This window comes from Streptomyces sp. NPDC002181 (assembly GCF_042890485.1).
GTDB lineage: Bacteria > Actinomycetota > Actinomycetes > Streptomycetales > Streptomycetaceae > Streptomyces.
In genome coordinates this window covers 256,466-281,618 of record NZ_JBIASC010000010.1, presented here as the reverse complement: position 1 = coordinate 281,618, position 25,153 = coordinate 256,466, and the positions used below count along the sequence as shown (strand labels likewise).

24 protein-coding genes are annotated in these 25,153 nt (G+C 73.6%); 17 read left to right on the top strand and 7 right to left on the bottom strand.

Translation table 11 applies throughout. The features are described from left to right. Window positions 1-58: 58 nt before the first annotated feature. A complete protein-coding gene (locus tag ACFYXV_RS24480; RefSeq protein ID WP_385475949.1) occupies window positions 59-823 on the bottom strand; it encodes an MIP/aquaporin family protein in 765 nt (254 codons plus the stop codon). 226 nt (window positions 824-1,049) lie between these two features. Between ACFYXV_RS24480 and asnB the strand changes: the two genes are divergently transcribed. Beyond that, complete coding sequence (gene asnB / locus ACFYXV_RS24475) at window positions 1,050-2,903, top strand: asparagine synthase (glutamine-hydrolyzing) (RefSeq protein WP_385475951.1); 1,854 nt, start codon at window positions 1,050-1,052, stop codon at window positions 2,901-2,903. Between the two features lie 65 nt (window positions 2,904-2,968). Next, window positions 2,969-3,661: a DsbA family protein gene (locus ACFYXV_RS24470; protein ID WP_385475953.1), complete on the top strand. Its 693-nt coding sequence runs from the start codon at window positions 2,969-2,971 to the stop codon at window positions 3,659-3,661. A gap of 45 nt (window positions 3,662-3,706) precedes the next feature. On the opposite strand, the gene ACFYXV_RS24465 is transcribed toward ACFYXV_RS24470, so the two are convergent. Both ACFYXV_RS24465 and ACFYXV_RS24460 read right to left on the bottom strand, forming a co-directional pair. After that, complete coding sequence (locus tag ACFYXV_RS24465) at window positions 3,707-4,420, bottom strand: YoaK family protein (RefSeq protein WP_385475955.1); 714 nt, start codon at window positions 4,418-4,420, stop codon at window positions 3,707-3,709. Continuing rightward, window positions 4,417-5,112 carry a response regulator gene (locus ACFYXV_RS24460; protein ID WP_389384033.1) on the bottom strand — a complete coding sequence of 232 codons (696 nt, stop codon included), beginning with the start codon at window positions 5,110-5,112 and terminating at the stop codon, window positions 4,417-4,419. Before ACFYXV_RS24460 ends, ACFYXV_RS24465 begins: the two co-directional genes overlap by 4 nt. Before the next feature lie 133 nt (window positions 5,113-5,245). On the opposite strand from ACFYXV_RS24460, the gene ACFYXV_RS24455 reads away from it, so the two are divergent. The 3 genes from ACFYXV_RS24455 to ACFYXV_RS24445 all read left to right on the top strand — a co-directional run bounded on the left by ACFYXV_RS24455 (window position 5,246) and on the right by ACFYXV_RS24445 (window position 7,924). Beyond that, a complete protein-coding gene (locus tag ACFYXV_RS24455; protein WP_385475959.1) occupies window positions 5,246-5,680 on the top strand; it encodes a VOC family protein in 435 nt (144 codons plus the stop codon). Window positions 5,681-5,772: 92 nt separating this feature from the next. Then, complete coding sequence (locus ACFYXV_RS24450) at window positions 5,773-6,987, top strand: RNA ligase (protein WP_385475961.1); 1,215 nt, start codon at window positions 5,773-5,775, stop codon at window positions 6,985-6,987. 4 nt (window positions 6,988-6,991) lie between these two features. Beyond that, a complete protein-coding gene (locus ACFYXV_RS24445) occupies window positions 6,992-7,924 on the top strand; it encodes an AAA family ATPase (RefSeq protein WP_385475963.1) in 933 nt (310 codons plus the stop codon). Between the two features lie 99 nt (window positions 7,925-8,023). Here ACFYXV_RS24445 and ACFYXV_RS24440 read toward each other — a convergent pair whose 3' ends face one another. After that, window positions 8,024-8,551, bottom strand: a complete 528-nt coding sequence (locus tag ACFYXV_RS24440) for a hypothetical protein (RefSeq protein ID WP_385475965.1) — start codon at window positions 8,549-8,551, stop codon at window positions 8,024-8,026. A 247-nt stretch (window positions 8,552-8,798) separates the two neighbouring features. Between ACFYXV_RS24440 and ACFYXV_RS24435 the strand changes: the two genes are divergently transcribed. The 6 genes from ACFYXV_RS24435 (at window position 8,799) to ACFYXV_RS24410 (ending at window position 16,252) form a co-directional block, all read left to right on the top strand. Next, window positions 8,799-9,044, top strand: a complete 246-nt coding sequence (locus tag ACFYXV_RS24435; RefSeq protein WP_385475967.1) for a DUF397 domain-containing protein — start codon at window positions 8,799-8,801, stop codon at window positions 9,042-9,044. Between the two features lie 52 nt (window positions 9,045-9,096). Further along, entirely contained in the window at window positions 9,097-9,975 is an 879-nt protein-coding gene (locus ACFYXV_RS24430; protein ID WP_389384032.1) for a helix-turn-helix domain-containing protein, read from the top strand. A 238-nt stretch (window positions 9,976-10,213) separates the two neighbouring features. Continuing rightward, on the top strand, window positions 10,214-11,437 hold the full coding sequence (locus ACFYXV_RS24425; RefSeq protein WP_389384031.1) for a sensor histidine kinase: 1,224 nt from the start codon (window positions 10,214-10,216) through the stop codon (window positions 11,435-11,437). 10 nt (window positions 11,438-11,447) lie between these two features. Then, window positions 11,448-12,158 (top strand): response regulator, encoded by a 711-nt coding sequence (locus ACFYXV_RS24420; RefSeq protein WP_389384030.1) that lies wholly within the window; start codon window positions 11,448-11,450, stop codon window positions 12,156-12,158. A gap of 87 nt (window positions 12,159-12,245) precedes the next feature. Then, the gene (locus ACFYXV_RS24415; protein WP_053689141.1) at window positions 12,246-12,620 is read left to right on the top strand and encodes a YbjQ family protein; all 375 of its coding nucleotides are present in this window, start codon (window positions 12,246-12,248) and stop codon (window positions 12,618-12,620) included. Between the two features lie 182 nt (window positions 12,621-12,802). After that, window positions 12,803-16,252 (top strand): endo-alpha-N-acetylgalactosaminidase family protein, encoded by a 3,450-nt coding sequence (locus tag ACFYXV_RS24410; RefSeq protein WP_389384029.1) that lies wholly within the window; start codon window positions 12,803-12,805, stop codon window positions 16,250-16,252. Here ACFYXV_RS24410 and ACFYXV_RS24405 read toward each other — a convergent pair. After that, window positions 16,240-17,088 (bottom strand): helix-turn-helix domain-containing protein, encoded by an 849-nt coding sequence (locus tag ACFYXV_RS24405; protein ID WP_389384028.1) that lies wholly within the window; start codon window positions 17,086-17,088, stop codon window positions 16,240-16,242. The two genes, ACFYXV_RS24410 and ACFYXV_RS24405, sit on opposite strands and share 13 nt — an antisense overlap. Before the next feature lie 32 nt (window positions 17,089-17,120). After that, window positions 17,121-18,077, bottom strand: a complete 957-nt coding sequence (locus tag ACFYXV_RS24400) for an EamA family transporter (RefSeq protein ID WP_389384027.1) — start codon at window positions 18,075-18,077, stop codon at window positions 17,121-17,123. Window positions 18,078-18,106: 29 nt separating this feature from the next. Here ACFYXV_RS24400 and ACFYXV_RS24395 point away from each other — a divergent pair, with 29 nt between their 5' ends. The 5 genes from ACFYXV_RS24395 to ACFYXV_RS24375 all read left to right on the top strand — a co-directional run bounded on the left by ACFYXV_RS24395 (window position 18,107) and on the right by ACFYXV_RS24375 (window position 23,056). Beyond that, on the top strand, window positions 18,107-19,636 hold the full coding sequence (locus tag ACFYXV_RS24395) for a PLP-dependent aminotransferase family protein (RefSeq protein WP_385475984.1): 1,530 nt from the start codon (window positions 18,107-18,109) through the stop codon (window positions 19,634-19,636). A gap of 48 nt (window positions 19,637-19,684) precedes the next feature. Further along, entirely contained in the window at window positions 19,685-21,271 is a 1,587-nt protein-coding gene (locus ACFYXV_RS24390) for a glycosyltransferase family 2 protein (protein ID WP_389384026.1), read from the top strand. A 115-nt stretch (window positions 21,272-21,386) separates the two neighbouring features. Next, window positions 21,387-21,821, top strand: coding sequence for an LAETG motif-containing sortase-dependent surface protein (locus ACFYXV_RS24385; protein ID WP_389384025.1), 435 nt, complete (start codon window positions 21,387-21,389; stop codon window positions 21,819-21,821). A gap of 117 nt (window positions 21,822-21,938) precedes the next feature. After that, entirely contained in the window at window positions 21,939-22,547 is a 609-nt protein-coding gene (locus ACFYXV_RS24380) for an RNA polymerase sigma factor (protein ID WP_389384024.1), read from the top strand. Continuing rightward, window positions 22,544-23,056, top strand: coding sequence for a hypothetical protein (locus ACFYXV_RS24375; protein ID WP_389384023.1), 513 nt, complete (start codon window positions 22,544-22,546; stop codon window positions 23,054-23,056). Before ACFYXV_RS24380 ends, ACFYXV_RS24375 begins: the two co-directional genes overlap by 4 nt. Before the next feature lie 209 nt (window positions 23,057-23,265). On the opposite strand, the gene ACFYXV_RS24370 is transcribed toward ACFYXV_RS24375, so the two are convergent. Continuing rightward, window positions 23,266-23,718: a MarR family winged helix-turn-helix transcriptional regulator gene (locus ACFYXV_RS24370; RefSeq protein ID WP_383352845.1), complete on the bottom strand. Its 453-nt coding sequence runs from the start codon at window positions 23,716-23,718 to the stop codon at window positions 23,266-23,268. 199 nt (window positions 23,719-23,917) lie between these two features. Here ACFYXV_RS24370 and ACFYXV_RS24365 point away from each other — a divergent pair, with 199 nt between their 5' ends. Further along, entirely contained in the window at window positions 23,918-25,132 is a 1,215-nt protein-coding gene (locus tag ACFYXV_RS24365) for an MFS transporter (protein ID WP_385835547.1), read from the top strand. The last annotated feature ends 21 nt before the right edge of the window (window positions 25,133-25,153 follow it).

Below are 25,153 nucleotides of genomic sequence, written 5' to 3'. Positions count from 1 at the left end.
GTCTCGGACCGGGGGCCGCCCCCCCTGTTGCGGCGCCACCGCCGGCGCCGCGGGGGACTCAACGGCGCCGGCGCACCAGTGCCCACGCCCCGCCCGCGAGGAGCGATCCGGCGACGGGCGCGAGCAGGTAGACCCACAGCAGACCGGTCGTACCGGAGACGAGGGCCGGCCCGAACTGGCGCGCGGGGTTCGCACCACCGCCGGAGAGCGGACCGAGGAAGACGATGACGGCCGCGACACAGCCGCCGATGACGGGCGGCAGCCGGCGCAGCAGCGCCGGGCGGGTCCCGAACCAGGCCACGACCAGCATCATCAGGGCCATGGACCCGGCCTCGGCCAGGAACACCTCGGCGGCGCCCCAGCCCGGCCCGGGGGCCAGCGCGGCGTCGCCGACCGCGGCGGCCGCGTCGCCCCACACGAGCCGTGCCAGCGCGACCCCGCACACGGAGCCCGCCAGCTGCGCCGCGACGAAGGGCAGCACCGCCTTCCCGGGGAAGACGCGCAGCAGCCACAGCCCGATGCTGACCGCGGGGTTGAGATGACCGGCGGTCTCCCGGCGCATGGAGGGCCCCAGCACGGCGGTGACGACCGCGCCGACCAGCAGCCCCATCACCACCAGCCGGGCGCGCGGGGTCGCCAGCAGGTCCGCGAACGGGGAGCCCGGTCCAGCCATCCAGCGGGCGGCCGTGACCACGGTGAACAGCATGGCGGTGGTGAGCGCGAACTCGAAGCCCGCGGTCACCAGGAGGGAAGGCGGGCGCCCGGGCGCGCGTACGCGATGCCGTGCGGGCGGGGAATCGGTGTCGAGAGACGTCTGTGTCACTCCACGGAATGTGCGTCCGCGCACGGGCCGCGGCAATCGGCGGGGGAGCCCTGTGTCAGGTCGGCGGGTCCGGCCGCTCCCCTTCCCGCCACCTGACGGAGTGAGCCGCTCGCGGTGGACCGGGGACTCCGGCCGCTCGACACTCTGCGGAGTCGGCCGAGGTCGCCTCTGCACCTGGACACCCGGTCACCTGCTCATCCCCTTCATCGAGAGGAACCGATCACCTATGTGCGGCCTTGCCGGATGGGTCAGCTTCCAGCGCGATCTGACGGCGCACACGGACATCGCGTCGGCCATGACGTGCACCATGGAGTGCCGGGGCCCTGATGCGGGCGGGCTCTGGACCTCGCCCCGCGCGATCGTCGGCCACCGCCGCCTGGCGATCATCGACCTGGAGGGCGGACGGCAGCCCATGGCCGCCGTCGAGGACGACGACACGCAGCCGGTCATCACGTACACCGGCGAGGTCTACAACTTCCGGGAGCTGCGCGAGGAACTGCGCGCACTCGGCCACGAGTTCCGCACGTCCAGCGACACCGAGGTGGTCCTGCGCTCCTACCTGGAGTGGGGCGCCGGCTTCGCCGAGCGCCTCAACGGCATCTACGCCTTCGCGATCTGGGACCCGCGCACCGAGGAACTGCTCCTCGTCCGCGACCGGATGGGCGTCAAGCCGCTCTACTACTACCCGACCGCCGACGGCGTGCTCTTCGGCTCCGAGCCCAAGGCGATCCTGGCCCACCCCGATGCCGAGGCCGTGGTCGACCCCGAGGGGCTGAAGGAGATCTTCAGCATCGTCAAGACCCCCGGGCACGCCGTCTTCCGCGGCATGCACGAGGTCGTCCCCGCCACGACCGTGCGCTTCACCCGCGACGGGCAGAGCGTCACCCGGTACTGGGAGCTCAAGGCCGCCCCGCACACCGACGACCTCGACACGACGATCGCCCGCGTCCGCGAGCTGCTCGAAGACATCGTGGAGCGCCAGCTCGTCGCGGACGTCACCGTCGGCACGCTGCTCTCGGGAGGCCTCGACTCCAGTGCGGTGACCGCCCTCGCCGCCAGGGCCCTCGCCAAGCAGGGCGTCGAACAGCCCATCCGGGCCTTCTCCGTGGACTTCACCGGTCACGACGACCGCTTCGAAACCAACATGCAGTGGGCCGACCCGGACACCCCGTTCGCGGTGGAGGTCGCCCGGCAGGTCGGCGCCGAGCACATCATCGTCGAGCTCCAGAACGAGCACATCCTCGACCCCGAGGTGCGCAGCACCGTACTGCGCGCCCAGGACCTGCCGGTCTCCACCGGCGACATGGAGTACTCGCTGCTCATCCTGTGCCGAGCGCTGAAGGAGCGGATGACCGTCGCGCTCTCCGGCGAGGCGGCGGACGAACTGTTCGGCGGCTACACCTGGTTCCACGACAAGGCGGCCGTGGAGCTGGACAGCTTCCCCTGGCACCACCCCTTCGAGAAGCTCGGCGGAATCGGTGCGCTGCGCGAGGTCGGCCTGTGGGACAGGCTCGGGCTCACCGAGTACGTGAAGGGCCGCTACACCCAGGCCCTCGACGAGGTGCCCCGGCTGGAGGGCGAGGGCGGTTTCGAGGAGCGGATGCGCGAGCGGACGTACCTCAACCTCACCCGCTGGGAGAACTTCCTGCTCGACCGCAAGGACCGCATGAGCATGGCGGCCAGCCTTGAGGTGCGCGTCCCCTTCACCGACCACCGCCTGGTCGAGTACGTGTACAACACCCCGTGGGCCATGAAGAGCTTCGACGGCCGCGAGAAGAGCCTGCTGCGGGCGGCGATGCGCGGTCTGCTGCCCGACTCGGTGCTCGACCGGAAGAAGAACCCGTACCCCTCCACACAGGACCGCGACTACGAGATCGCCCTGCGCGAGCAGGTCGAAGGCCTCCTCGTCGAGGGTGCCCCGGTGCTCCGGCTGGTCTCGGAGGCGGACATCCGCAAGCTGCTCGACCGGCCGGTCGGCGCGTACGCCGTCGGCGGCCCGTGGAGCGCCCGTGCCGTGCTGGAGCGGCTCATCGAGTTCAACACCTGGGTCACCGAGTACGACGTCCGAGTCGAGCTCTGACCGATGTGGACCCGGCCGCCGCACCAGCGGCCGGGCCCACGAGTCCCACCGCAGGAGGATCTGACATGGTGACACCAACAGAACGCCCGACCGTGACCGTCTGGTCGGACGTCGGCTGCCCCTGGGCGACCCTCGCCCTGCACACCTTGCGCGCCGCGGCCCGGCGCCGTTCCGTACCGCTGCTCATCGACCACCGGGCGTTCCCGCTGGAGCTGTTCAACCGCGAGCCCACCCCCAAGTTCATCGTGGACCCGGAGATCATGGCGATCGCCGCCCGCCTGCCCGAACTCGGCTGGCGGATGTGGGACGGCCCGGCACACACCTACCCGGTGACGACCCTGCCGGCCCTCGAAGCGATCCAGGCCGCGAAGGACCCCGCGATCGGCGGGCTGGAGGGCAGCGACGAGCTGGACGAGGCGCTGCGCCGGGCGTTCTACAACGACAGCAAGTGCATCAGCGTGCACGCGGTGATCCTGGACCTCGCCGAGCAGTGCGAGCACGTCGACGCAAAGGCGCTGGCCGAGGCACTGGCCCGGGGCAGTGGCCGGGCCGAGGTGTACGCGCAGTGGCGGACCGCCGAGGGGCCGCAGATCCAGGGCAGCCCGCACCTGTTCGCCGTGGGCGACTACGCCTCGCACAACCCCGGCGCCACGTTCACCTGGACGGGCTCCCCCTACGAGGGCGGCCTTCCGCGGCTGGACGACTACAGCACCGCCTGGGCCGACGAACTGCTCGACGCGATCCACGCGGAAGGCTAGGCGGTCACCCCAGGGGGCTCGACCGGGTGTCCGGGAGCGGGCGCCTCAGCGGACCGGCCGTTCGGCCGCCCGCACGGCGCCCGCCAGGGCGATCCACAGGAGCAGTGCCACCGCCGACGCCAGGGCCCAGCGCGGACCGTGGTGGATCGTCAGGAGCCCGCCCACCAGCGCCCCGCAGAACAGGACCGCCACGGAGACGACCCTCCGCACGGCGGCCCTGTCCCACGGGTCGGCGGCCAGGCCCGTCAGCGTCCGGGTGACCACGGTGGTGGTCAGATCGGGCACGCCCAGCCGGAGCACGACGGCGTTCTGCAGTCCCATGCCGAGCGCCAGCAGTCCGACGACCGGCAGCGTCCCCGCCCCGGCCGCCGACAGGCCGAGGGCCCCGGCCACCAGCGCGGCCTGCGCCGCGACCAGCGGCGCGAACGTCCGCACCGGTTCCCGGCCCCGGCGCAGCCGCCCGGCGGCCGTCGCGCCGGCCAGGAACGCGCCGAGCGCCAGCAGGGAGGCCGTGGCCGACAGCTGGCGGTCCCCGGCGAGCGCGAACCCGAGGAACGCCACATTGCCCGTCATGTTCGCCACGAAGGTGTGGTCGAGCCCGAGGTAGCTGACCGCGTCGACCACCCCGCTCACGAAGGTCAGCGCGACCAGCAGCGCGGGCAGCACCCCGTGCGGCCCGTGCCCGCCCTCGGGCCCCGGCGGGAAGAGCAGCTCGGCCAGCCGCCGCTGGATCCCGCGCCGGCGGGCCCCGGCCGTCACCGCGCCGGACCCGCCGTCCCGGGCCCGGCGGTACGGGCCAGCAGCGCGAGTTGCAGCCGGTTCGCGGCGCCCAGCTCGGCCAGCGTCCGGCCGACCAGATCCCGTACGGCGTCGTGCGCCGTTCCCAGCCGCTCGCCGATCTCCCGGTTCGACAGCCCCTCGGCGACCAGGCCCAGCACCTCCGCCTCCCGCGGCGGCAGGAGGTCCAGCCGCTCCCGGACCCGCCGGCTCCACGCAGCGGCCGGAGCGCTCAAGCCCTCCAGGACCTGCCGCAGCGCCTCCGGGGACAGCACGGCGTCCCCGTCCCTCACGGAGCGCAGGGCGGCGAGGAGTTCCTCGCGCGGGGTGTCCTTGCGGAGGAAGGCGTCCGCACCGAGGGCCAGGGCCCGCTCCACGTCCGCGTCGAGCCCGAAGCCCGTCATCAGGACGATGTGCGCGGCGGCCTCCGCGGCGTCCGACTCCGGTGCGCGCAGCGCCGCCGTGGTCTCGACGCCGTCCAGTCCCGGCATGCGGAGGTCCAGCAGCAGGACGTCCGGCAGGTGCGCCCGTACGGCCTCCACCGCCTCGTGCCCGTCGCCGGCCTCGGCCACCACGTGGAATTCCCCCGTCGACTCGACGGACGTCCGCAGCGCCCTGCGGACGACCGGTTCGTCGTCGGCGAGGACCACCCGCCCCACACGGCCGAATTCCATGCGCCAACCCCGTTCCGAAAGGGACTTCCGGTGGGAAACCGTACCCGCCGAACGAGCGGCACCGGAGGAACGACCCGGAGTCCGGGGGCGGCTTCCGGGGCCGCTGTCAGTGCTCCTCAGTAGGGTCCCTCCCATGGCATACACATTCCAGGTGACCATCGACTCCGCCGACCCGCACTCCCTCGCCGACTGGTGGGCCGAGGCCCTCGGCTGGAACGTGGAGCCGACGGACGAGGGGTTCATCCGCAAGATGGTGGCCGAGGGCCAGGCCTCCGAGGAGGACACCACCACCCACCGCGGGGCCCTCGTCTGGAAGGTCGGCGCGGCCATCCGCCACCCCGGGGGCACCGAGCGCGCGCCCCGGGTCCTCTTCCAGCTCGTCCCCGAGTCGAAGACGGTCAAGAACCGGGTCCACCTGGACGTCCGCACCGGCGCCGACGATCCGAAGGACGTCGTCGCGCGCTTGATCGCCAAGGGCGCCCGCCACCTCCACGACAGCAGCCAGGGCCCGTACACCTGGACCACCCTCGCCGACCCCGAGGGCAACGAGCTCTGCGTCTCGCACTGAGGTGGGCCGCAGCCCCGCGGACCAGCGATAATTCGGTACCGGGCCATCCCTCCCGCACGTGAGAATGAACGATCTCGAACCGGGAGGAACCCATGGGCCAGAGCCAGGCCTACCCGACCCTGCACGACCTGCTGCCGCGACAGGAGCTTGAGGCAGCCATCGACGCCGGGTACGTGACCCGCAAGTCGCACCCCGAACTGCCGCTGTCCATCTACACCTACACGCGGACGGCACAGTACGAGCACGTCTGGAACCGGGTCACCACGCGCTGCCGCGGACTCGTGGCCGACGACGCCACCGGCGCGATCGTCGCCCTGCCGCTGCCGAAGTTCTTCAACGTCGCCGAGCACGAGTCCGGCAGGCCGTACGCACCGGCCCTGCCCGACGAGCCGTTCGAGGTCTACGACAAGGTGGACGGCAGCCTCGGCGTGGTCTTCCACTACGCGGGCAGCTGGCGCGTCGCCTCCAAGGGATCCTTCATCAGCACCCAGGCCACCTGGGGCCGGCGCCACCTCGACGGCCGCGACACCTCGGCCCTCGTCCCCGGCGTCACCTACCTCGCCGAGATCCTCTACCCGCAGAACCGCATCGTCGTCGACTACGGCGACCGCCGGGACCTGGTGCTCCTCGCCGCGTTCGGGACGGACGGCACCGAGGTCCCGCTCGCCGAGGCGGCGGTCCACTGGCAGGGCATCGGCTCCGTCGTGACGGTGTGGCCCGCCATGCCGCTCGCCGAACTGCTGGCGCTGGCCGAATCGAACACCCTGCCCGGCGGCGAGAACGCGGCCGGCACCGACGCCGAGGGCTTCGTGCTGCGGTTCGCCTCCGGCGTGCGCGCGAAGGCCAAGCTGTCCGAGTACGTCCGCCTGCACAAGCTGGTCACCGGAGTCACCGAACGGGACGTCTGGCGCACCCACGGCATCGAGCGCTTCGCCGGAGTGCCCGCCAAGGAACTGGCGCAGGGCCTGAACTGCACCGCCGCCGACATCGAGGCCTCGGGCGGGAAGCCGCTCGAAGCGCTGCTCCAGCAGGTGCCGGACGAGTTCGACAGCTGGGTGCGCGAGGTGGTCGCCCGCCTGGAGGACGCGGCCGCCGAGCGCGAGCGCGCCATCGACGAGGCCTACGCGCGGCTCGCCCATCTGGCGGACGACCGGGGCGCGTTCGCCCGCGCCGCCAAGGCCCTGCCCGACCCCCGGATCCGCGCCGCGGTGTTCCTGCGACTGGACGGCCGGTCCACCGAGCTCGTCGTATGGCGGCAGGTGCGGCCCGAGGCGTCCGACCCCTTCACGACCGATGAGGAGAACTGATCCAGTGTCCGAAGACCCCGCACGCCCCGTCGTCCACGTCATGACGGGGCTGCCGGCCTCGGGGAAGACGACGGCCGCGCGCGCCCTGCAGGCCGAGGCCGCGGGCCGGATGCGCCGCGTCAACCTGGACGACCTGCGGGCCATGCTCGACCTGCCCGATCCCGGGCGCGGCCGCTCGTACCGGCACGAGCAGACCGTTCTGGCGGTCCAGGACGCGGCCGTCCGGGCGGCCGTGGAGGGCGGGTTCGACGTGGTCGTGGACAACACGCACCTGACCTCGAACATCCCCAAGCGGCTCAAGGCGGCGGTCGCCGGGCTCGCGACCTTCGTCGTGCACGACTTCACCGACGTGCCGGTGGAAGAGTGCCTGCGCCGGGACGCCGCTCGGGAGCGGCCGGTCGGCGAGGAGATCATCCGGATATTGAACGAGAAGCACCTGAGCGCCAAGAAGGGCGGCTGGCGGCTCACCGCGGAGTGGCTGAACGACCAGCCCGTGGTCGAGCCCTACGTGCCCGACCCGGCGCTGCCCTCCGCGGTGATGTGCGACATCGACGGCACGCTCGCGCTGACCGGTGACCGCAGCCCGTACGACTTCTCGCGCTGCGAGATCGACGCGCTCAACGAGCCGGTGCGGTACGCGCTGGACGCCTTCCGGCGCGCCGACGGGGACACGATCGTGCTGCTGTCCGGGCGCGGGGAGGAGCACCGGCCGCAGACGGAGGCGTGGCTGCGCCGGCACGAGGTGCCCTACGACGAGCTGTGGATGCGGCCGCTCGGCGACACGCGCCGCGACGACGTGGTGAAGGCGGAGCTGTTCGACGCCCATGTGCGCCACCGGTACGCGGTGCGGGTGTCGCTCGACGACCGGGACCGGGTGGTCGCGGTCTGGCGCCGGATGGGCCTGCCGACCTGGCAGGTCAACTACGGGGACTTCTAGGAACCGGGGGCGCTGCGGGTGGGTCCGGGCGTACGGGGCGCGGTGTGCGGGGCCGCGCGCCGTACGGCCGGCGGACCGACCCGTGCGGGGACCGGAAGGTCAGTCGCACCACTTCACGCGGTCGAGGTTCTTCACGTAACGGGCGGTGACCCAGGCCTGCTTGCGCTCCTTGCCGCCCGGCGCGTCCATGCGGTCCGCCGCCTGGGCCCCGTTCACGGCGTCCGTGCCGGTTCCCGTGTCCGAGACACCCGGCCGGTCCACGGGCGCCTGGCCGTCCCGCTCCTTGACGTGGAGGAGGTACCAGATGTCGTTGCCGTCCACCTTCTCGCCGCGCACCTTGCACACGATGGCGACCTTGTGGTCCTGCTTCACGTGCCCCACGGACTTCGAGCGGCTGGTCGGCTTGGAGCGGAGCTTCAGCGGCCCGTGCGAGACGACCTTGCCGACGGAGTACTCCTTGCCCTGGTAGGTGCCGGACTGGTCGCCGTCCGGTTCGAGGACGACCAGTTCCTGCGACGGGCCGTCGGCCGTCGGACCGTCGTCCGCGACGGCGGTGCCCGCCCCGGCCCCGCCGAGCACCAGGCTTGCGGCGGCGAGAGCGAGGATGGCCCTGGTGGGCTTGCGCATGTGCAGGCTCCTCTGCGAAGACATCCGCCCGGCCGCGGTGGACCGCGGGCCGGGGTGGCGGCCAGTCGGCCGCCACGGCCGACTATGGCGAGAGCGGGTCGGGCAGCCCCGGTGACGCACCGCCGTTCAGCCTGAAATGCCCCATAAGAACCTTTTGTCATGAGAGTCGGATCATCGGGATATCGTCCGGTCGAGGCACCCGTTCGAGGGACTCCCGTGGCCCGTACATCTGGCTAGCATTTCCGTCATGCAGATCAGCAATGGCGTGATGGCCGGCGCGATTCCCGGCGCGATTCCCGGCGTGGTGTGGATCAAGAGCAGTGCCAGCGTGGGCAATGGCAACTGCGTGGAAGTCGCCTCCCTGGCGGGTGGTGACGTGGCGGTACGGAATTCGCGCTTCCCCGACGGCCCGGCGCTGGTGTTCACCACCGCCGAGATCGAGGCGTTCCTGCGCGGCGCCAAAGACGCGGAATTCGACCACCTGACGGGATGACGGCGGGGGCCTTGCGGCTCACCGCGGGGCCGGAGCACGAGGGGGTGGACCGATGGGCAGCGATCCGGTCCGGGCGGCGGCCGACCGCCTGCTGGGGAGGGAACTGCGCAGATGCCGCGAGGCCCGTGGCCTCACCCTGCGGCAGGTGGCACCGGTCATCCGCGGCTCGGTGTCGAAGATCAGCCGGCTGGAGCGCGGCGAGAGCCCTCCCAGACCGCGCGACGTACGCGACCTCGCCCGGTACTACGGCGTCGACGCCGACGAGATGCGCGCGCTGGAGCGGCTCCTGGAACACGCGCGGGACTCGGAGTGGTACGAGCAGTTCAGCGATGTCACCCCCGATTTCCTCAAGCGCCTGATCCAACTGGAGGGCGATGCCGAGGAGATCTGCGTCTACGAGAACCTCGTCGTCCCCGGCATCCTCCAGACCCGCGCCTACGCCCGGCACATGGTGCGGGCGGTCATGCCGGGAGCCGACCACGAGGAGGTCGACCGGGTCGTCGAACTGCGCGCGGAGCGGCAACTGCGCCTGATGAACCGCCCGCTGCCCAGGGTGACCGCCCTGCTGGAGGAAGGCGTACTGCACCGCCGCTGCGGGAACGCCGCCGTGATGGACGAGCAGCTGACCCACCTGCTGCGGGCCGGGGACTGCGGCAAGGTGAGCATCCGCATCCTGCCGATGGCCCGCGCGTACGGGAGCACACCGCCCTACGCGATCACCCACCTGCGGTTCCGCGACGGGGAGCACGCCGAGCTGGCGTACGTGGAGCACATCAACGGCGCGAACTACGTGACCAGGCCGCGCGCCCTCGACGACTACCGCGACGCCCTGGCCGACCTGCGCCGTACGGCGGCGGCCGAGGAGGAGAGCGTCGAGCTGATCCTCGCGGCGCGGCGCCGGTTCGGCGCTCCGGGACTCCGGGTGGGCTGAACGCCCGCCCGGGAGGCCCGCTCCCGAGGCGGCCGCCGATCGTACGCGGGCCGTGCCCGCCCCCGAACGGGCACGGCCGCGCGGCGGGGCCCCGGGGGGCAGGGCCGGTGCCGGCTCGGGCCGGCTGAAGGGAATCTACGCGCGCCGCCCGGCGGACTCGCCCATCCAGGGGGTGAAATCCGCCTACCCCCCAAGGGAGTCACCCTGTACAACCAGGGGTGTACACAAGGGGGGTGACGTGCAGCTGTCCGCGCATCCGGCGATGGTCCGGCTCCGATCCGTGCTTCCGGCCGTCGGCGAGATCGTGTACGCCATCGGCTCGCTGTGGATCTCGGCCACCATGCTCCGCAACTGGCCCGACCCCCAGGGCTACTGGCGTGACACCGACGCATGGGCCTACGCCCTGCTCGCCGCGATCTACCTGCCGCTCGTCCTCCGCCGGCGCTACCCGGTCGCGATCCTGGTCAGCACCGCCCTCTGCGTGGCCTGCTACTTCACCCTCGGCTACTACCACGTCGTCGCGGTCTGCGGCCTGGCGCTCGCGCTGTACACCGTGGCCTCCCTCCGCGACCGGCGAGTTTCGGCCAGATGCGCGGCCGGTGCCCTGCTCGTCCTCCTCTGGGGGACCCGGCTCGCCGAACCGGGCATCGGGCCGCTCAGCGTCGGATTCGTCACCGTCACCACCATCGTCTGCTGGGTGACCGGCGACGGCTCCCGCAGGTTGCGCGAGCTCACCCGGCAACTGCGCCGGGAACAGGCGGAGAAGGCCCGGCGGGCCGTCATGGAGGAGCGCATCCAGATCGCCCGCGAACTGCACGACGTCATCGCCCACCACGTCTCGGTGATCTCCGTCCAGACCGGCCTCGCCGGGTACGTGTTCTCCTCCGACCCGCCCACCGCCCGGCGGGCGCTGGACACCATCGGGGACAGCGCCCACGAGGCCCTGGCGGAGATGCGCCGGATGCTGGTCGTGCTCCGGGACGACGGCCGGGCGCCCGCGGGGCCGGACCCGGCCCGGGGGGCCGGGCTCGGGCGCCTCGGCGAACTGGTCAAACGGGTCGGTGAGGCCGGTGTTCCCGTCGAGGTGTCGGTCACGGGGACCGCCCACCCGCTGCCGCCGGGGATCGACCTGTGCGCGTACCGCGTCATACAGGAGGCACTCACCAACGTGATCAAGCACGCCCCGGCGTCGCGCACCACCGTCCGCGTCCATTACGGCGAGGACGAGCTCCGCGTACGGGTCACGGACGACGGAAGCGGCCGGGCGGCGGCCCGTACGGGGGCGCGGGTTTCGGCCGCGGCCCCCGGCGGCACGGGCCAGGGCTTGATCGGCATGCGCGAGCGGGCCACGATCTACCACGGCACGGTGACCGCCGCACCGGCTCCGGAAGGCGGTTTCGAAGTCAGCCTCCGGGTCCCCGTGCCCCGGGCCGCCACCGAGGCCCGGGCACAGAGTGAATAGAAGAGGCGCCATGCTGCGTGTGCTCGTCGTCGACGACCAGTTCCTGATCCGGTCCGGGCTGACCGCGCTCCTGAGCGCCGCCCCCGGCATCGAGGTCGCCGGTGAGGCGGCGGACGGCGAGGAGGCCGTCCGGCTCGCCGCCGAGACCCGCCCCGACGTCGTGCTGATGGACATCCGCATGCCGGGCACCGACGGGATCACCGCCACCGAGCGGATCCTCGCCGAGGCCGAGGCCGAGGGCGTGGGCGATGGCGGCGGCGATGGCGGCGGCGGCGGTGGTGCCGGGCGGGTCCGCCCCAAGGTGCTCGTACTGACGACCTTCGACTCCGACGAGTACGTCTTCCGGGCCCTGCGCGTCGGCGCGAGCGGGTTCCTGCTGAAGGACACCCCGCCCGACCGGCTGCTCGCCGCCATCGCCACCGTGCACGCCGGCGAGATGCTGTTCAGTCCCCGGGCGCTCCAGGGGATCATCGCCGCGTACGCCGCCCCGGTGGCCCGGGACCCGCACCCGGGCCTCGCGGCCCTGACCCCGCGCGAACGCGAGGTGCTCGGCCTGGTCGGCGCCGGTCTGTCCAACGCCGACATCGCCGGGCGGCTCGTGCTCAGCGCCGCCACCGTCAAGACGCACGTGCACCGCTGCATGAGCAAGCTCGGGGTGTCCAGCCGGGCCCAGGCCGTGGTCCTGGCCCACGAATCGGGACTCGTCACCCGCCCGTCCTGAACCCGGCCCCGGCGCCGTACGCCGGAGACGGCCGGAACGGGTCCCCTCCGGATGCGCGGGCCCGCGCCCGCGGCCAGAGTGGTTGCCATGGGTATCGAAGATTACAGCGGCGGCCCCGGGGCCCAGCAGACCGGCGTCCTGGTCGTGACGACGAACGACGTTCCCGGCTACCGGGTCGAGCAGGTCATCGGCGAGGTCTTCGGCCTCACGGTCCGCTCCCGCCACCTCGGCAGCCAGATCGGCGCGGGCCTGAAGTCGATGATCGGCGGCGAGCTGAAGGGGCTGACCAAGACCCTGGTGGAGACCCGCAACCAGGCCATGGAGCGGCTCATCGAAGCGGCGAAGGCCCGCGGCGGGAACGCCGTCCTGATGATGCGCTTCGACGTGACCGAGGCCGCCGACGTCGGGACCGAGGTGTGCGCGTACGGGACGGCCGTGGTGATCACCCCGGCCGCCTCCTGACCCTCACCACCCCCGCCACCCCCGCCATTCCCTCCCTCCACTTCCGTAAGTCCAGGACGGGGCTCTGCTTTGTCCATGGGCCTGCGCGGGCGCGGTCCGCAAGCTGACAGGTCAGTGAGCGGACCGCGGGCCTCCGTGCCGTGCGGTCTTCCGCCCAGGAAGCACCGACCCCCGGAGGCCCGATGCGCACCCCCCTCTGGCCGACCGCCGCCGCGGTCGCCGGTCTCCTCGCCACGCTGGTCGTCTCCGTGCCCGCGGCCTCGGCCGCCGATCCCGCCGGAGCCGCCGGCGCACCCGTGACGATCAGTTCGCCCGAGCTGTCCGTCAGCGTCGACAGCGGCTTCCCCCGGGTCGTCGGCTACACCCGGCGGGCCACCGGCGACGTCCTGAACGGCAACGAGGACACGCTGAGCACCATCCTTGTCGACGGCACCGCCTACACCCCCACCGTGACCTCGACGGCCTCCGCCTCCGCCGTGGACTACGCGCTGTCCTTCTCCGGTGTGACCATCAGATCCCGGCTCTCGGTGTCCGGTTCGGTCGTGGACTTCAAGGTCACCGCGATTGAGGACACCGCCGCCCTGCGCGTCCACAGCCTGGCCATCCCCGACCACACCCTCGTCAGCGTCCGCAGCGACCAGCCCGGCGCCGCGCTGGCCACCGCGAACATGCACACCGCCACCACCGGCACCGGGGACACCTTCACCCCCGTCACCGCGAGCACTCCGGTCGATCCCGCCGCGACGACCGTGATGTACGGGCTCGCCAACACCGCCGAGCTGGCCGCCGCCATCGACTCCAACTCCCTCTACGACACCCCCTCCGGAGGCACGGCGCGGGAGAACGGCCGGATCAGCAAGCGGATCACCGACAAGGGAGCCCACCGCCGCGCCGGACTGTGGAGCGGAGCCTGGCTCTACCGGGCCGCGGGCGCCGCCGACGGCGACACCGAGCCGCTCCCGTACGCGCGGATCGCGATCACCGGGGACCGCAACGGCGACGCGGCCGTCGACTGGCAGGACGCCGCCATCGCCTACCGCGACATCTGGACCCCGCCCACGGGCTGGCAGCGGACCGCCGACCGGGTCGTGCAGCGCATCCCCTTCAACTTCGCCTCCCAGGCCACCCACCCCTTCGCCGAGACCCTCGACGAGACCAAGCGGGTCAGCCTCGCCACGGACGGACTCGGCCAGTTCGTCCTCCTCAAGGGGTACGCCTCCGAGGGCCACGATTCCGCGCACATGGACTACAAGAACATCGCCTCCAAGCTGGGCGGCGCGGCGGGCCTGAACGCCCTCACCACGGCCGGGCACGCCTACAACGCCGACTTCGGCGTCCACGTCAACGCCACCGAGGAGTACCCGGTCTCCGCCACCTTCGACCCGGCCCGTCAGAGCGGGGGACAGGGATGGGACTGGCTCGACCAGTCGTACTACGTGGACACGCGCAAGGACGGCCGGTCCGGCGAGCGGCTGAAGCGGCTGAAGGACCTCAAGGCGGCCGCGCCCGGACTCGACTTCCTGTACGTGGACGTCTGGTACGGGGACGGGTACGTGTCCCGCGCACTCCAGCGAGAGGCCGGGAGCCTCGGCTTCCAGCTCGCCACCGAGTTCCCCAACACCCTGACCGAGCAGTCCCTCTGGCACCACTGGGCCGCCGACGTCGACTACGGCGGCAGCGACCTCAAGGGCATCAACTCCACGATCGCCCGCTTCGTCGCCAACCACGCCAAGGACGACTGGATCGCCGCGAACCCGCTGCTCGGCGGCGCCGAACTCACCGCGTACGAGGGCTGGCTGGGAAAGAAGGACTACCCGGCCTTCCTGAACACCACCTTCGCCGTCAACCTGCCGACCAAGTACCTCCAGCAATCCCCGATCGTGAAGTGGACCGCCGACACGGTCACCCTCGAGAACGGCACCACCGCCACCACCGCCGGCGGCACCCGGAAGATCACCACCGCCGGGCGCACCGTCCTCAGCGGCGGGAGCTACCTGCTCCCGCGCGACGGGAAGCTCTACCACTGGAACGACAAGGGGGGGCCCAGCACCTGGACCCTGCCCGCGGGCTGGTCCGCGCCCCGGCTGTACAAGCTGACCGACACCGGGCGCGAGCCGGCCGCCGGCCTCTCCGTCAGCGGCGGCCAGGTCACGATCAACGCCACCGCGAAGACCGCCTACGTCGTCACCGACGGCGCCGCGCCCGCCCAGGCCGACCCGAACTGGGGCGAGGGGACTCCGGTGAAGGACCCCTCCTTCTACGCGGGCGATCTGAACGCCTGGACGGTGACCGGGGCAGGCGCCGCCGTCACCCGCAACGCCCTGGGCCAGAGCGAGCTCACGTTCGCCGCCGGGACCGCCCCGGCCGTATCCCAGCAGCTCACCGGACTGACCCCCGGCACGTACGCCGCCTCCGTGTGGGTCTCCACCCCCGCGGGCCGCGCGACCACGCTCACCGTCACCCCGGCGGGCGGCGCCCCCGCGTCCGTGTACGCCGACTCCTCGCCGCTGACGGACAACCTGGGCGGCAGCGAGAAGAACGGGACCGGGATGCAGCGCATGAAGGTGCTCTTCGACGTACCGGCCGGACAGTCCGCGGCCGCCCTCAGGCTGTCCGCCGCCGCGGGTTCCGGCACTGTCCGCCTGGACGACGTACGGGTGGTCCGCTCGGCCCGCACCCCGCTCTCCGGCCACTGGTTCACCGAGGACTTCGAGAACGTGGACGCCGGCTGGGGCCCCTTCGCCTTCGGCGGTGCCGGCGGCTCGGCCGCCGACCCGCGCACGCACATCGCCCAGCGCAACGCCCCCTACACCCAGGCGGGTTGGAACGGAAAGCTCGTCGACGACGTGATCTCCGGACAGAACTCGCTCAAATCGCACGAGGAGCGCCAGGGCCTGGTCTACCGCACCCTCCCGCAGACGCTGCGGTTCACGCCCGGCCGCTCGTACAAGGTCACCTTCGCCTACGAGAACGGCTTCCCCGGCGACTACCGGTTCATCACCGGATCCGGCAGCACCGAGACGGCGACCGCGCTGGACCGGGCGCGGACGGCGACCACCTTCACCAAGACCTTCACCGCCGGAGCCGACGCCTGGATCGGCATCCGCAAGGTCACCGCCGAAGGCTCCCACAACGAGGCGGACTTCATCCTCGACGACCTCGCGATCGACGACCTCGGGCCGGCCGGAGGCGGTGAACGCCTCGTACCGCAGGGGCAGATGGCGGTGAAGGACGTCGACAGCCAGGAGACCGCCGGCGAGGACGGCAGAGCCGCCAACGTCCTGGACGGCGACCCCGCCACCATCTGGCACACCCAGTGGTACGCGGCCACCGCGCCGATGCCGCACGAGATCACCCTGGACCTGGGAACCCCGTACGACGTCTCGTCGCTGTACTGCCTGCCCCGGCAGACGCAGAGCAACGGCCGCATCGCCGACTACCAGGTGCTCACGTCCGCGGACGGCGTGAACTGGGCGACCGCCGCCACGGGCACCTTCGCGAACACCACCGCCCGGCAGGACGTGCCGTTCACGGCCAGGACCGCCCGCTACGTCAGGCTCAGGGCCACCGGAGAGGTGGGCGGCAACCCCTGGACCTCGGTCGCGGAGCTCAACATCGGCTATCTGCCCTGAGGCCGGGGGAGCGTCGACTGCTGCCGGCGGAAGCGGACGGGCGCCATGCCCACCCTGCGGCTGAACAGCCTGCTGAAGTACGCCGGATCCTCGTACCCGACCCGCCGGGCGATCCCCGCGACCGGCAGGTCGGTCCGGGCCAGCAGCTCCTTCGCCCGGCTGAGCCTGATCCCGAGGAGGTACTCCTTGACCCCCTCCCCGGTGCTGCGCCGCACGGCCGCGCGCAGCTCGGGCAGGGGGATCCCGAGCCGGGCCGCGTGCTCGGCCACCGAGATGGGCAGCAGGGCGTCGCGGGCCAGGGCGTCCATCACCGCGTCCCCGTGCCGGGACACCTCGGCGCGGGCGTAGCGCAGCGCCACGAGCAGTCCGTGGACGGCCGCGGCGGCCTCCACCTCCAGGAGCGGTCCGCCGCGCCGGGCCGCCCGTACGATCCCGTCGACCACGTGCCGTACGCCCTCCGTCCCGCTCAGCGGCACCAGCGGGCGGTCCGGGGTGACGTAGCCGAGGTCGGTGTACGCCTCGACGCCGCGTCCCGCGAAGTCCACGAAGCACTCGTCCCAGCCGGTCTCCGGGTCCGGTCCGTAGTGGTGCTCCACGCCCGGCACCAGCCACAGCAGCGCGGGCGCCGCCACCGGCTGCGGCGGGCGCCCCCCGTGGCTGAACCAGCCCCGCCCCCGGGTGACGACCACGGCGACGTGGTGGTCCAGCGCCCGGGGGCCGACCACCGGCAGCAGGCCCTGCTGCACCCCGACGCCGAGACAGACCAGGCCGAGGCGCCGGTGGTTGGCGGTGGGGGAGAAGTACCGCATCCAGCTGCTGTACGGGGGCTTCGGCATCTGCGGATTGTGAGCCACCGGGCAGGGCCCCCTCAAGGGGACGCGGGAGCCCGCCCCTTGTGCGGCCGCGGCCGTGGCCGCATCCGACCCGGTACGGACCCCTGCCGGGGGCCGCGGAGCCCGGCCGCCAGCCCGGCGACCACCACGACCAGGCCCAGCCAGACCGGCGGCCCGGGCGTCCCGCCGCCGCAGAGCGCCCCGATGGCGGCCGCGGCGAGGGGCGCGACCCCGGTCAGCAGCCCGGCCCGGCCGGCGCCCACCGCGGCCACCGTGCGGTACCAGAGGAGGAAGGCCACCGCGGTGACCATGACGGCGAGGTACCCGGCGGCCGCCCACCGCACCGGCCCGAGGGACAGCAGGTCCGCCGGGCGCTCGGTGAGCAGTGTCAGCGCCGCCAGCATCACGGCCCCCATCCACACCGCGTGTACGGAGACTCCCCACGGGCCGTGCCGGCGCAGCACGGGCACGGCGAGCAGGGTGAACGCGGCCTCGCAGGCCAGGGCGAGCGCCGCCCACGCCACTCCCGCGGCGTCGGTCCGTCCCGTGCCCTCCACGAGGACGGCCCCGGCCACGACCACGACGGCCGCCACCAGGATCCGGCGGCTGGGCCGGCGGCCCTCAAGCAGGGGACCGAGCACACCGAGGAGGACCGGTACGGAGGCCACCGCGACGGCGATGACGGCCGGCTCGGCGTGCGCGACCCCGCGGACGACGGCCACGTTGAACAGCACGAGCCCGGTCGCCGCGATCCCGGCCAGCCACAGCCACTCCCGGCCGCGCGGACGCAGGACGGGCACCCGCGCGACCCGGGCGAAGGCGATCAGGAGGAGCGTGGCGGCCGCGTAGCGGACGGCCTGGGTGGCGAACAGCGGGGCGTGGACCAGGGAGCGGGAAACGGACACGCTGCTGCCGACCAGCACCATGCCGAGGGCGCCCGGGGCGAGGTCGCGCAGCGGGCTGCGCGTGCGGGGAGCGGAGGAGGTGTTCACGAGGTCCAGGCTCTGCCAGCATTGGACCCGTGGACAGTGCCGAAGAGGGGCGACCCGAGGGGTCCGAAAGGCCGGTACGCGCCGTCACCGCCACCGGCTCGGACTTCCTCCAGCTCGACCTGGACCAGGCCCCGCCGGGTGGCCGCACCGCGTGGCTGACGGCACGCATCCGGGCCGCCATCGCCGACGGCACGCTCCCGCTGGGCAGCCGGCTCCCGTCGAGCCGGGTGCTCGCGGCCGAGCTCGGCGTCACCCGCGGCCTGGTCACGGAGGCCTACCGGCGGCTGGCGGACGCGGGCCAGGTCCAGGGCGGCGGCCGCGCGGGCACGAGGGTGGTGGCCGCCCCGCTGCCCCCGCCCACCCCGACGGGCGGGCCCGGACAGCCCCCGCCCGGTACGGGCGGGCCATTCGGGCCGGGCGGGCCGTTCGGGCCGGGGGCAGGCGGGGCGCTGGTCGACGCCTTGCGGGCCGTGCCCTGCCGGATCGACCTCTCGCCGGGAGTACCCGATCTGACCGCCTTTCCCCGTACCGCCTGGCTCCAGGCCGAGCGGCGCGTGCTCGCCGGACTCACCGCCGCCGACTTCGGGTACGGGAACCCGCAGGGCGCCCCCGCGCTGCGGGCGGCGGTCACCGGCTGGCTCGCCCGCAACCGCGGGATCCGCGCCGACCCGGGCGAGGTCGTGATCGTCGCGGGGGTGGCCCAGGCACTCGGCCTGGTCGCGCACGTCCTGCGCGACCGCGGCGTACGGAGGGTGGCCGTGGAGGACCCCGGCTCGCTCGGGGCGCGACAGCAGCTGGAGTACGGACGGCTGGAAACCGTGCCGGTGCCCGTGGACGAGGGCGGGCTGGACACCGCCGCGCTCCGGGCGAGCGGGGCCCGCGCGGTGCTGCTGACCCCGGCGCACCAGTTCCCGACCGGGGTCGTCCTGGACGGCGCGCGCCGTCGGGACCTGCTCGGCTGGGCGGCGGCCGGGGGGCTGGTCGTCGAGGACGACTACGACGCCGAGCACCGCTACGACCGCGCGCCCGTCCCCGCCCTGCGCGCCCTGCTGCCCGAGGGCGTCTGCTACGCCGGGAGCGTGTCCAAACTGCTCGCCCCGGCGCTGCGGCTCGGCTGGCTGCTGGTCCCACCACGCCTGCACGACGCGGTGGTCGCCGCCAAGCGCTACGCCGACCTCGGCAATCCGGTCCTCGCCCAGCTGGTGCTGGCCCGGCTGATGGACTCGGGCGAGCTGGAGCGCCACCTGCGCTTCGTCCGGCGCCGCCACCGCCGCCGGCGCGACGCCATGCTCCGGGCGATCTCCGCGCACCTGCCGGCGGCCCGGGTCCACGGGGCGGCGGCGGGCCTGCACCTGGTGGTCACCTTCGACGGCGCGGACTTCGAGGACACCGCCCTGGCGGCGGCGGCCCTGGCGCTCGGGGTCAAGGCCCACCCCCTGTCCTGGCACCGCATGCGGCCGGGCGCCCCCGGGCTGGTCCTCGGCTACGCGGCGGGCCCGCCGGGCGAACTGGAGGAGGGCATCGCCCTCCTCGGGCGCGCCCTGTCCCGCCTCCGCTGAGGGCGGCCCCCTCCGAAGGCGCGGAAGCGGAACTTTATGCTCAACTGCATGCAGCACGCGTCCGTCCCCGACATCACCGTGATCATCGCCGTCTACAACGCGATGCCCTACCTGAACGAGTGCCTCGACTCCGCGCTCGGGCAGAGCCTCGGCATCGAGCGGCTGGAGGTGATCGCCGTCGACGACGGCTCCACGGACGGCAGCGGCGCCGAGCTGGACCGCTACGCCGCCCGGTACCCGCAGCTCCGCGTCCTGCACCAGCCGAACTCCGGCGGCCCCGGCGGCCCCCGCAACCGGGCCCTCGACCTGGCCCGCGGCCGCTACGTCTTCGTCCTCGACGCCGACGACCACCTCGGCCCCGAGGCCCTGGAGCGGCTCCTGGACATGGCCGAGACCCAGGGCAGCGACGTCGTGCTCGCCAAGCAGGTCGGGCTCGGCCGGCCGGTGTCGGACAAGGCCCACCGGCACGCCGAGGAAGCCGGCCTCCACACCTCCGAGGTCTACCGCTCCCTCCACTCGGCCAAGCTGATGCGCCGCCGGATCATCGAGGACGCCCGCCTGCGCTACCCGGAGGACCTCTGGTACGGGGAGGACCAGGTCTTCGTCACCGAGGTGTACCTGGCCGCCGGGAAGATCTCCGTCGTCGGGGACTACGACTGCTACTTCCTGCGCCGCCGCGAGGACGGGCAGAACATCACCGCGCGCCCCCGGACCGCGGCCGAGACGGTGGCCCACATCGAGCGCGTCATGGCCCTGGTCGCCGAGCGGGTGCAGGACCCGGTCGGGCGGCGCCGGATGCTCGGCCGGCACTTCCGCAGCCTGCTGCGCACGGCGCTGCGGCCGGCCGTCGAGGCCCGCCGCGAGAACCCCGGCTTCAGCGCCGAGGTGTACGAGCGGGGGAGGGCGCTGGTGCAGACGTACTGGCGGCCGGAGATGGGCGGCGAGCTGCCGACCCTCGACTGGATCCGGCTGTACGCCTTCGCCTGCGGCCCGCTGTCCGCCTTCGAGCAGCTGATGGAGTACGACCCGGCACTGGAGCCGGCGCCGCGGGAGATCGTCGACGACGGCCGCGTGTACCGCTGCTACCCGCTGTTCCGCGATCCGGCGGCGGGGCTGCCGGACGTGCTCTTCGACGTGACCGACAAGCTCAAGACGCAGCACCGGCTCGCGTCGCTGACCTGGCAGGGCAGCCGCGTACGGCTGACCGGGCACGGGTACGTCCAGTCGCTCGGGACCGGGCGCATGGAGAGCGAGCTCGTGCTGCGGGCGAGGGAGACGGGCGACGAGCACCTGGTGCCCGCCCGGGCCCGGCCGGCCCCGGAGCTCACCGAGCAGAACCCGGAGCTGATGATGGCCGGGTTCCTGGCGGAGCTCGACCTGGCCACCCTGGCCGGCGGCGGGCCCGTAGCGCCCGGCACCTGGGACTGCTTCCTGAACGTACGGGCGGACGGGGTCACGCGCACCGTGCGGCTCGGCCGCCGGCACGCCCCGGAGCTGGACCGGACGGCCCGCCGGGCCAAGGTCGTGGCCCGCGACCCGGGCGGCGCCACGGAACTGACGGCCGCCGCCTTCTTCACGGCGTACGGGAATCTGAGCTTCGAGGTGGTCCGCAGGATCCCCCTGCCGACAGCCTGAGAAAAATTCTTCGGAATCGGCGGCAACCTCCCGGGGGGTCGCGCGTCGTGCGGGGGTGAAGGGCGGCATTGCGAGCCCTGCACCGACCGTGACCCGACCGTGGAGAACCACTGTGATGAACCTGAAGCGCGTCCCCTCGACCGTCCGCCGGGCGGCCGTCACCGCTGCCGCCGCCGGGGCGGTCCTCGCGCTCGCCGGACCCGCCTTCGCCGCACAGGGGGCCTCGGCCACCCCGTCGCCCGCCCCCAGCACCCCGTCGAGCGCGTCGCCCACCCCCTCGCGCAGCGTCCCGCCGACCGCGGTGCCGAGCGCCAAGCCGACTCCCTCGCGCAGCGTCCCGCCCACGGCGGCGCCGAGCGTCCAGCCGACCGGCGGCCGGACCGACGCCGTGCCGAGCGCGTCGCCCTCCGCCGCGCCCTCGCAGGGCGGGGACGAGCTCGCGAAGACCGGTTCGTCCGCGACCACCGCCGCCATCGGGGGCGGGGCCGCCGTCCTCATAGCCGCCGGGGCCGGCACGCTCTACGCCGTCCGGCGCCGCGCCAACGGTTAGGAACCCAGGACTCCAGTGCTCCATCTCGTACCACCAGCACCATCCGCACGCCCCCTCACGCTCGGCTTCGGCCGGGCGTGGCGGGGCTCGCGGTCGTGGCGGCGTCTGTGGTCGGCGGTGCTGCGCCGCGAGCGCACGACCCCGCCGACGTCCGCGCAGCCGTACGGGCAGGGGACCGCGTACGGGGCCTGGGCGGGGGAGGGCGCCGGCTGCGACGGCGCCGCGCGCGGCGACGCGCCGCAGCCCACCGTCACCGAGCTCTACCACGCGCACCGGCTGCGCATGGTCCGGCTGGCGGTGCTGCTGGTCGACGACCTGGCCACCGCAGAGGACGTGGTCCAGGACGCCTTCACGGCCCTGTACCGGCGCCACGGGGAGCAGATCAGCGAGGTGGACAACGCGCTCGGCTACCTGCGGACGGCCGTCGTCAACACCTCCCGGTCCGTGCTGCGCCGCCGCCGCACGGCCCGCGCGTGGACGCCGCCCGCGGCGGCCGAGGTCCCCTCGGCGGAGGACCACGTCGTCCTCGACGAGGCGCACCGCGAGGTCCTCGCCGCACTCGCCCGGCTGACCCCGCGCCGCCGCCAGGTCCTCGTACTGCGGTACTGGGCCGAACTCAGCGAGGCGGAGATAGCGACCACCCTCGGAATCAGCCGGGGCGCGGTGAAGTCGAACGCGAGCCGCGCCCTGGACGCGCTGGAACGGATTCTGGAGGGACGGATATGACGCACGGCGAACGCCCCGTCGAACGCAGGCTGCGCCAGGCCCTCGACGCCCGCGCGGCCGGGATCACCATCCGCGAACTGCGCCCCGCCCAGCCGCCGGGTCTGCACGCCGGGCGGCTGCCCGCCGCGCGGCTTCGGATGACCCTGCGCCGGTACGCGCTCCCGCTCGCGGGACTGGCCGCGGCTGCCGCCGCCGTGACCGGGTACCTCGTCCTGGGACCGGACCATTCCCCGTCCCGGCCGGTGCCGCCGGCCTCGCCCCCCGAGATCACCGGCCCGGTGCCGACACCGGATTCCCGTACGGGACCCGGCAGCCCGCGTCCGTCGGTGGCCCCGTCCCCGCCGGCCTCCCCGGCCCCCGGGACCCGCTCGGCGCACCCGCCCGAGGCGACGCCGACCCCGTCGGGGTCGCGCTCCCCGTTCCCGCCGTCGAGGTCCCCGTCCGCCGGCCCGACGTCCACGCCGGCCCGGTCCTCCCCGCCCCCGAGCCCCAGCAGCTCCAAGGGCTAGGCCGGTTCTTTCGGATCAGGGCGGGCCCGGGCTGCCGCGCCCTGATCCGAAAGACACGGCCCGGGCCGCGTCAGAGCCGCGCTCGATCGTCCGTCCCGCGGGGAGTCCTGAGTTCACCCCCGCATGGTCTCGGCAGGGTGCTTCGCGGCACGCGCCCGGTCCGGTCCGCCGAGCGGCCGCCCGGGCCCGCCCGCGGTCCGGCGCGCGGTCTAGCCCCGGGTGTTCTCCACCGCCGCGACCAGCGGGGCGAGTTCGGGGTTGCGGCCGGCCTCGGCCAGCGCCTCGCGCAGCGCGGCGTCATTGGTCGGCCGGGCGGCGGCCAGCAGGGCCAGGCCGGCCTCGCTCACGTCGGTGTAGATGCCCCGGCGGTCCGTGTCGCAGATGTAGCGGTTGAGCAGCCCGCGGTCCTCCAGCCGGCTGACCAGCCGGGTGGTCGCGCTCTGGCTGAGCACCACCGAGTCGGCCACCTGGTGCATCCGCAGGTGGCCGCCCGGGCCGCTGTGCTGGCGGCTCAGGACGTCCAGCAGTGAGTACTCGCGCACGCTGAGCCCGTGTCCGGCCTGCAGGGCCCGCTCGATGTGGGCCTCGATCCGGCCGTGCAGCAGGGAGAGGGCGCACCAGCCCTGGGCGAGGCCGGTGAGTGCGCTGTCGGTGGCCGTCATGGCTGCTCCCTGCTCCTTCACACCGCTTCCGGTGTTCCCGTACCCCGTGTTCCCAGGGGTTCCCTCCAGGATAGGTCACTCGCGCAATAGCCCGCGTTTGCAATTATCCCGCGTCTGCAATTAATGTGTACGCATGTAACTGGCGCTGGCAAGTGCCACGGAACCGCACCACCACCTCCCCCTGAAGGGCACTCCCCTCATGCCTCTCGCCCTCCTCGCCCTGGCCATCGGGGCCTTCGGGATCGGCACCACCGAATTCGTGATCATGGGCCTGCTCCCCGAGGTCGCCGCCGACTACGGCACCTCGATCCCCACCGCCGGCTTCCTGGTCACCGGATACGCCCTCGGCGTCGTCCTCGGGGCCCCGCTCATGACCGTCCTCGGCACCCGGGTCCCCCGCAAGCGCATGCTGATGCTGCTCATGGGCCTGTTCATCGCGGGCAACGTGCTCTCCGCGCTCGCCCCCGCCTTCGGCGTCATGCTCGCCGGGCGCGTCGTCGCCTCCCTCGCCCACGGCGCCTTCTTCGGCATCGGCTCGGTGGTCGCCGCCGGGCTCGTCGCCCCCGAGAAGAGGGCCGGGGCCATCGCCATGATGTTCACCGGTCTGACCGTGGCCAACGTCGTCGGCGTCCCGCTCGGCACCCTGGTGGGCCAGACCCTCGGCTGGCGCGTCACCTTCCTGATCGTCGCGGCCCTCGGCGTCCTCGGCCTGCTGGGCATCGCACGGCTGGTCCCCGAGCTGCCCCGGCCGCAGGGCGTCCGGATCCGCCACGAGCTGGCCGCCTTCCGCAACGTCCAGGTGCTGCTCGCGATGGCGATGACCGTCCTCGGCTTCGGCGGCGTCTTCGCCGCGATCACTTACATCACGCCGATGATGACCAACGTGGCCGGCTTCGCCGACACCTCCGTGACCTGGCTGCTCGTGCTCTTCGGCCTCGGCATGGTCGCCGGCAACCTCATCGGCGGCCGGTTCGCCGACCGCGCCCTGATGCCGATGCTGTACGTGTCCCTGGGCGCCCTGGCCGTCGTGCTGGCCGTGTTCACCGTCACCGCCCACCACAAGGTCGCCGCCGCCGCCACGATCGTGCTGATCGGCGCGCTGGGCTTCGCGACCGTGCCGCCGCTGCAGAAGCGCGTGCTCGACCAGGCGGCAGGCGCCCCCACACTGGCCTCCGCCGTCAACATCGGAGCCTTCAACCTCGGCAACGCGCTCGCCGCCTGGATGGGCGGGCTCGTCATCGCCGCCGGGCTGGGCTGGACCGCCCCGAACTGGGTCGGCGCCGCCCTCGCCGCCTCCGCCCTGGTCCTCGCCCTCGTCTCCGGCGGGCTGGAGCGCCGTACGGCCGCCCGCGCGGGCGCCGGGGGCCGGGGCCTGGCGGGCGCAGCCGCCGCCCCCGTACCCGTCCACCACTGATCCACCACCCCCCGTACACCC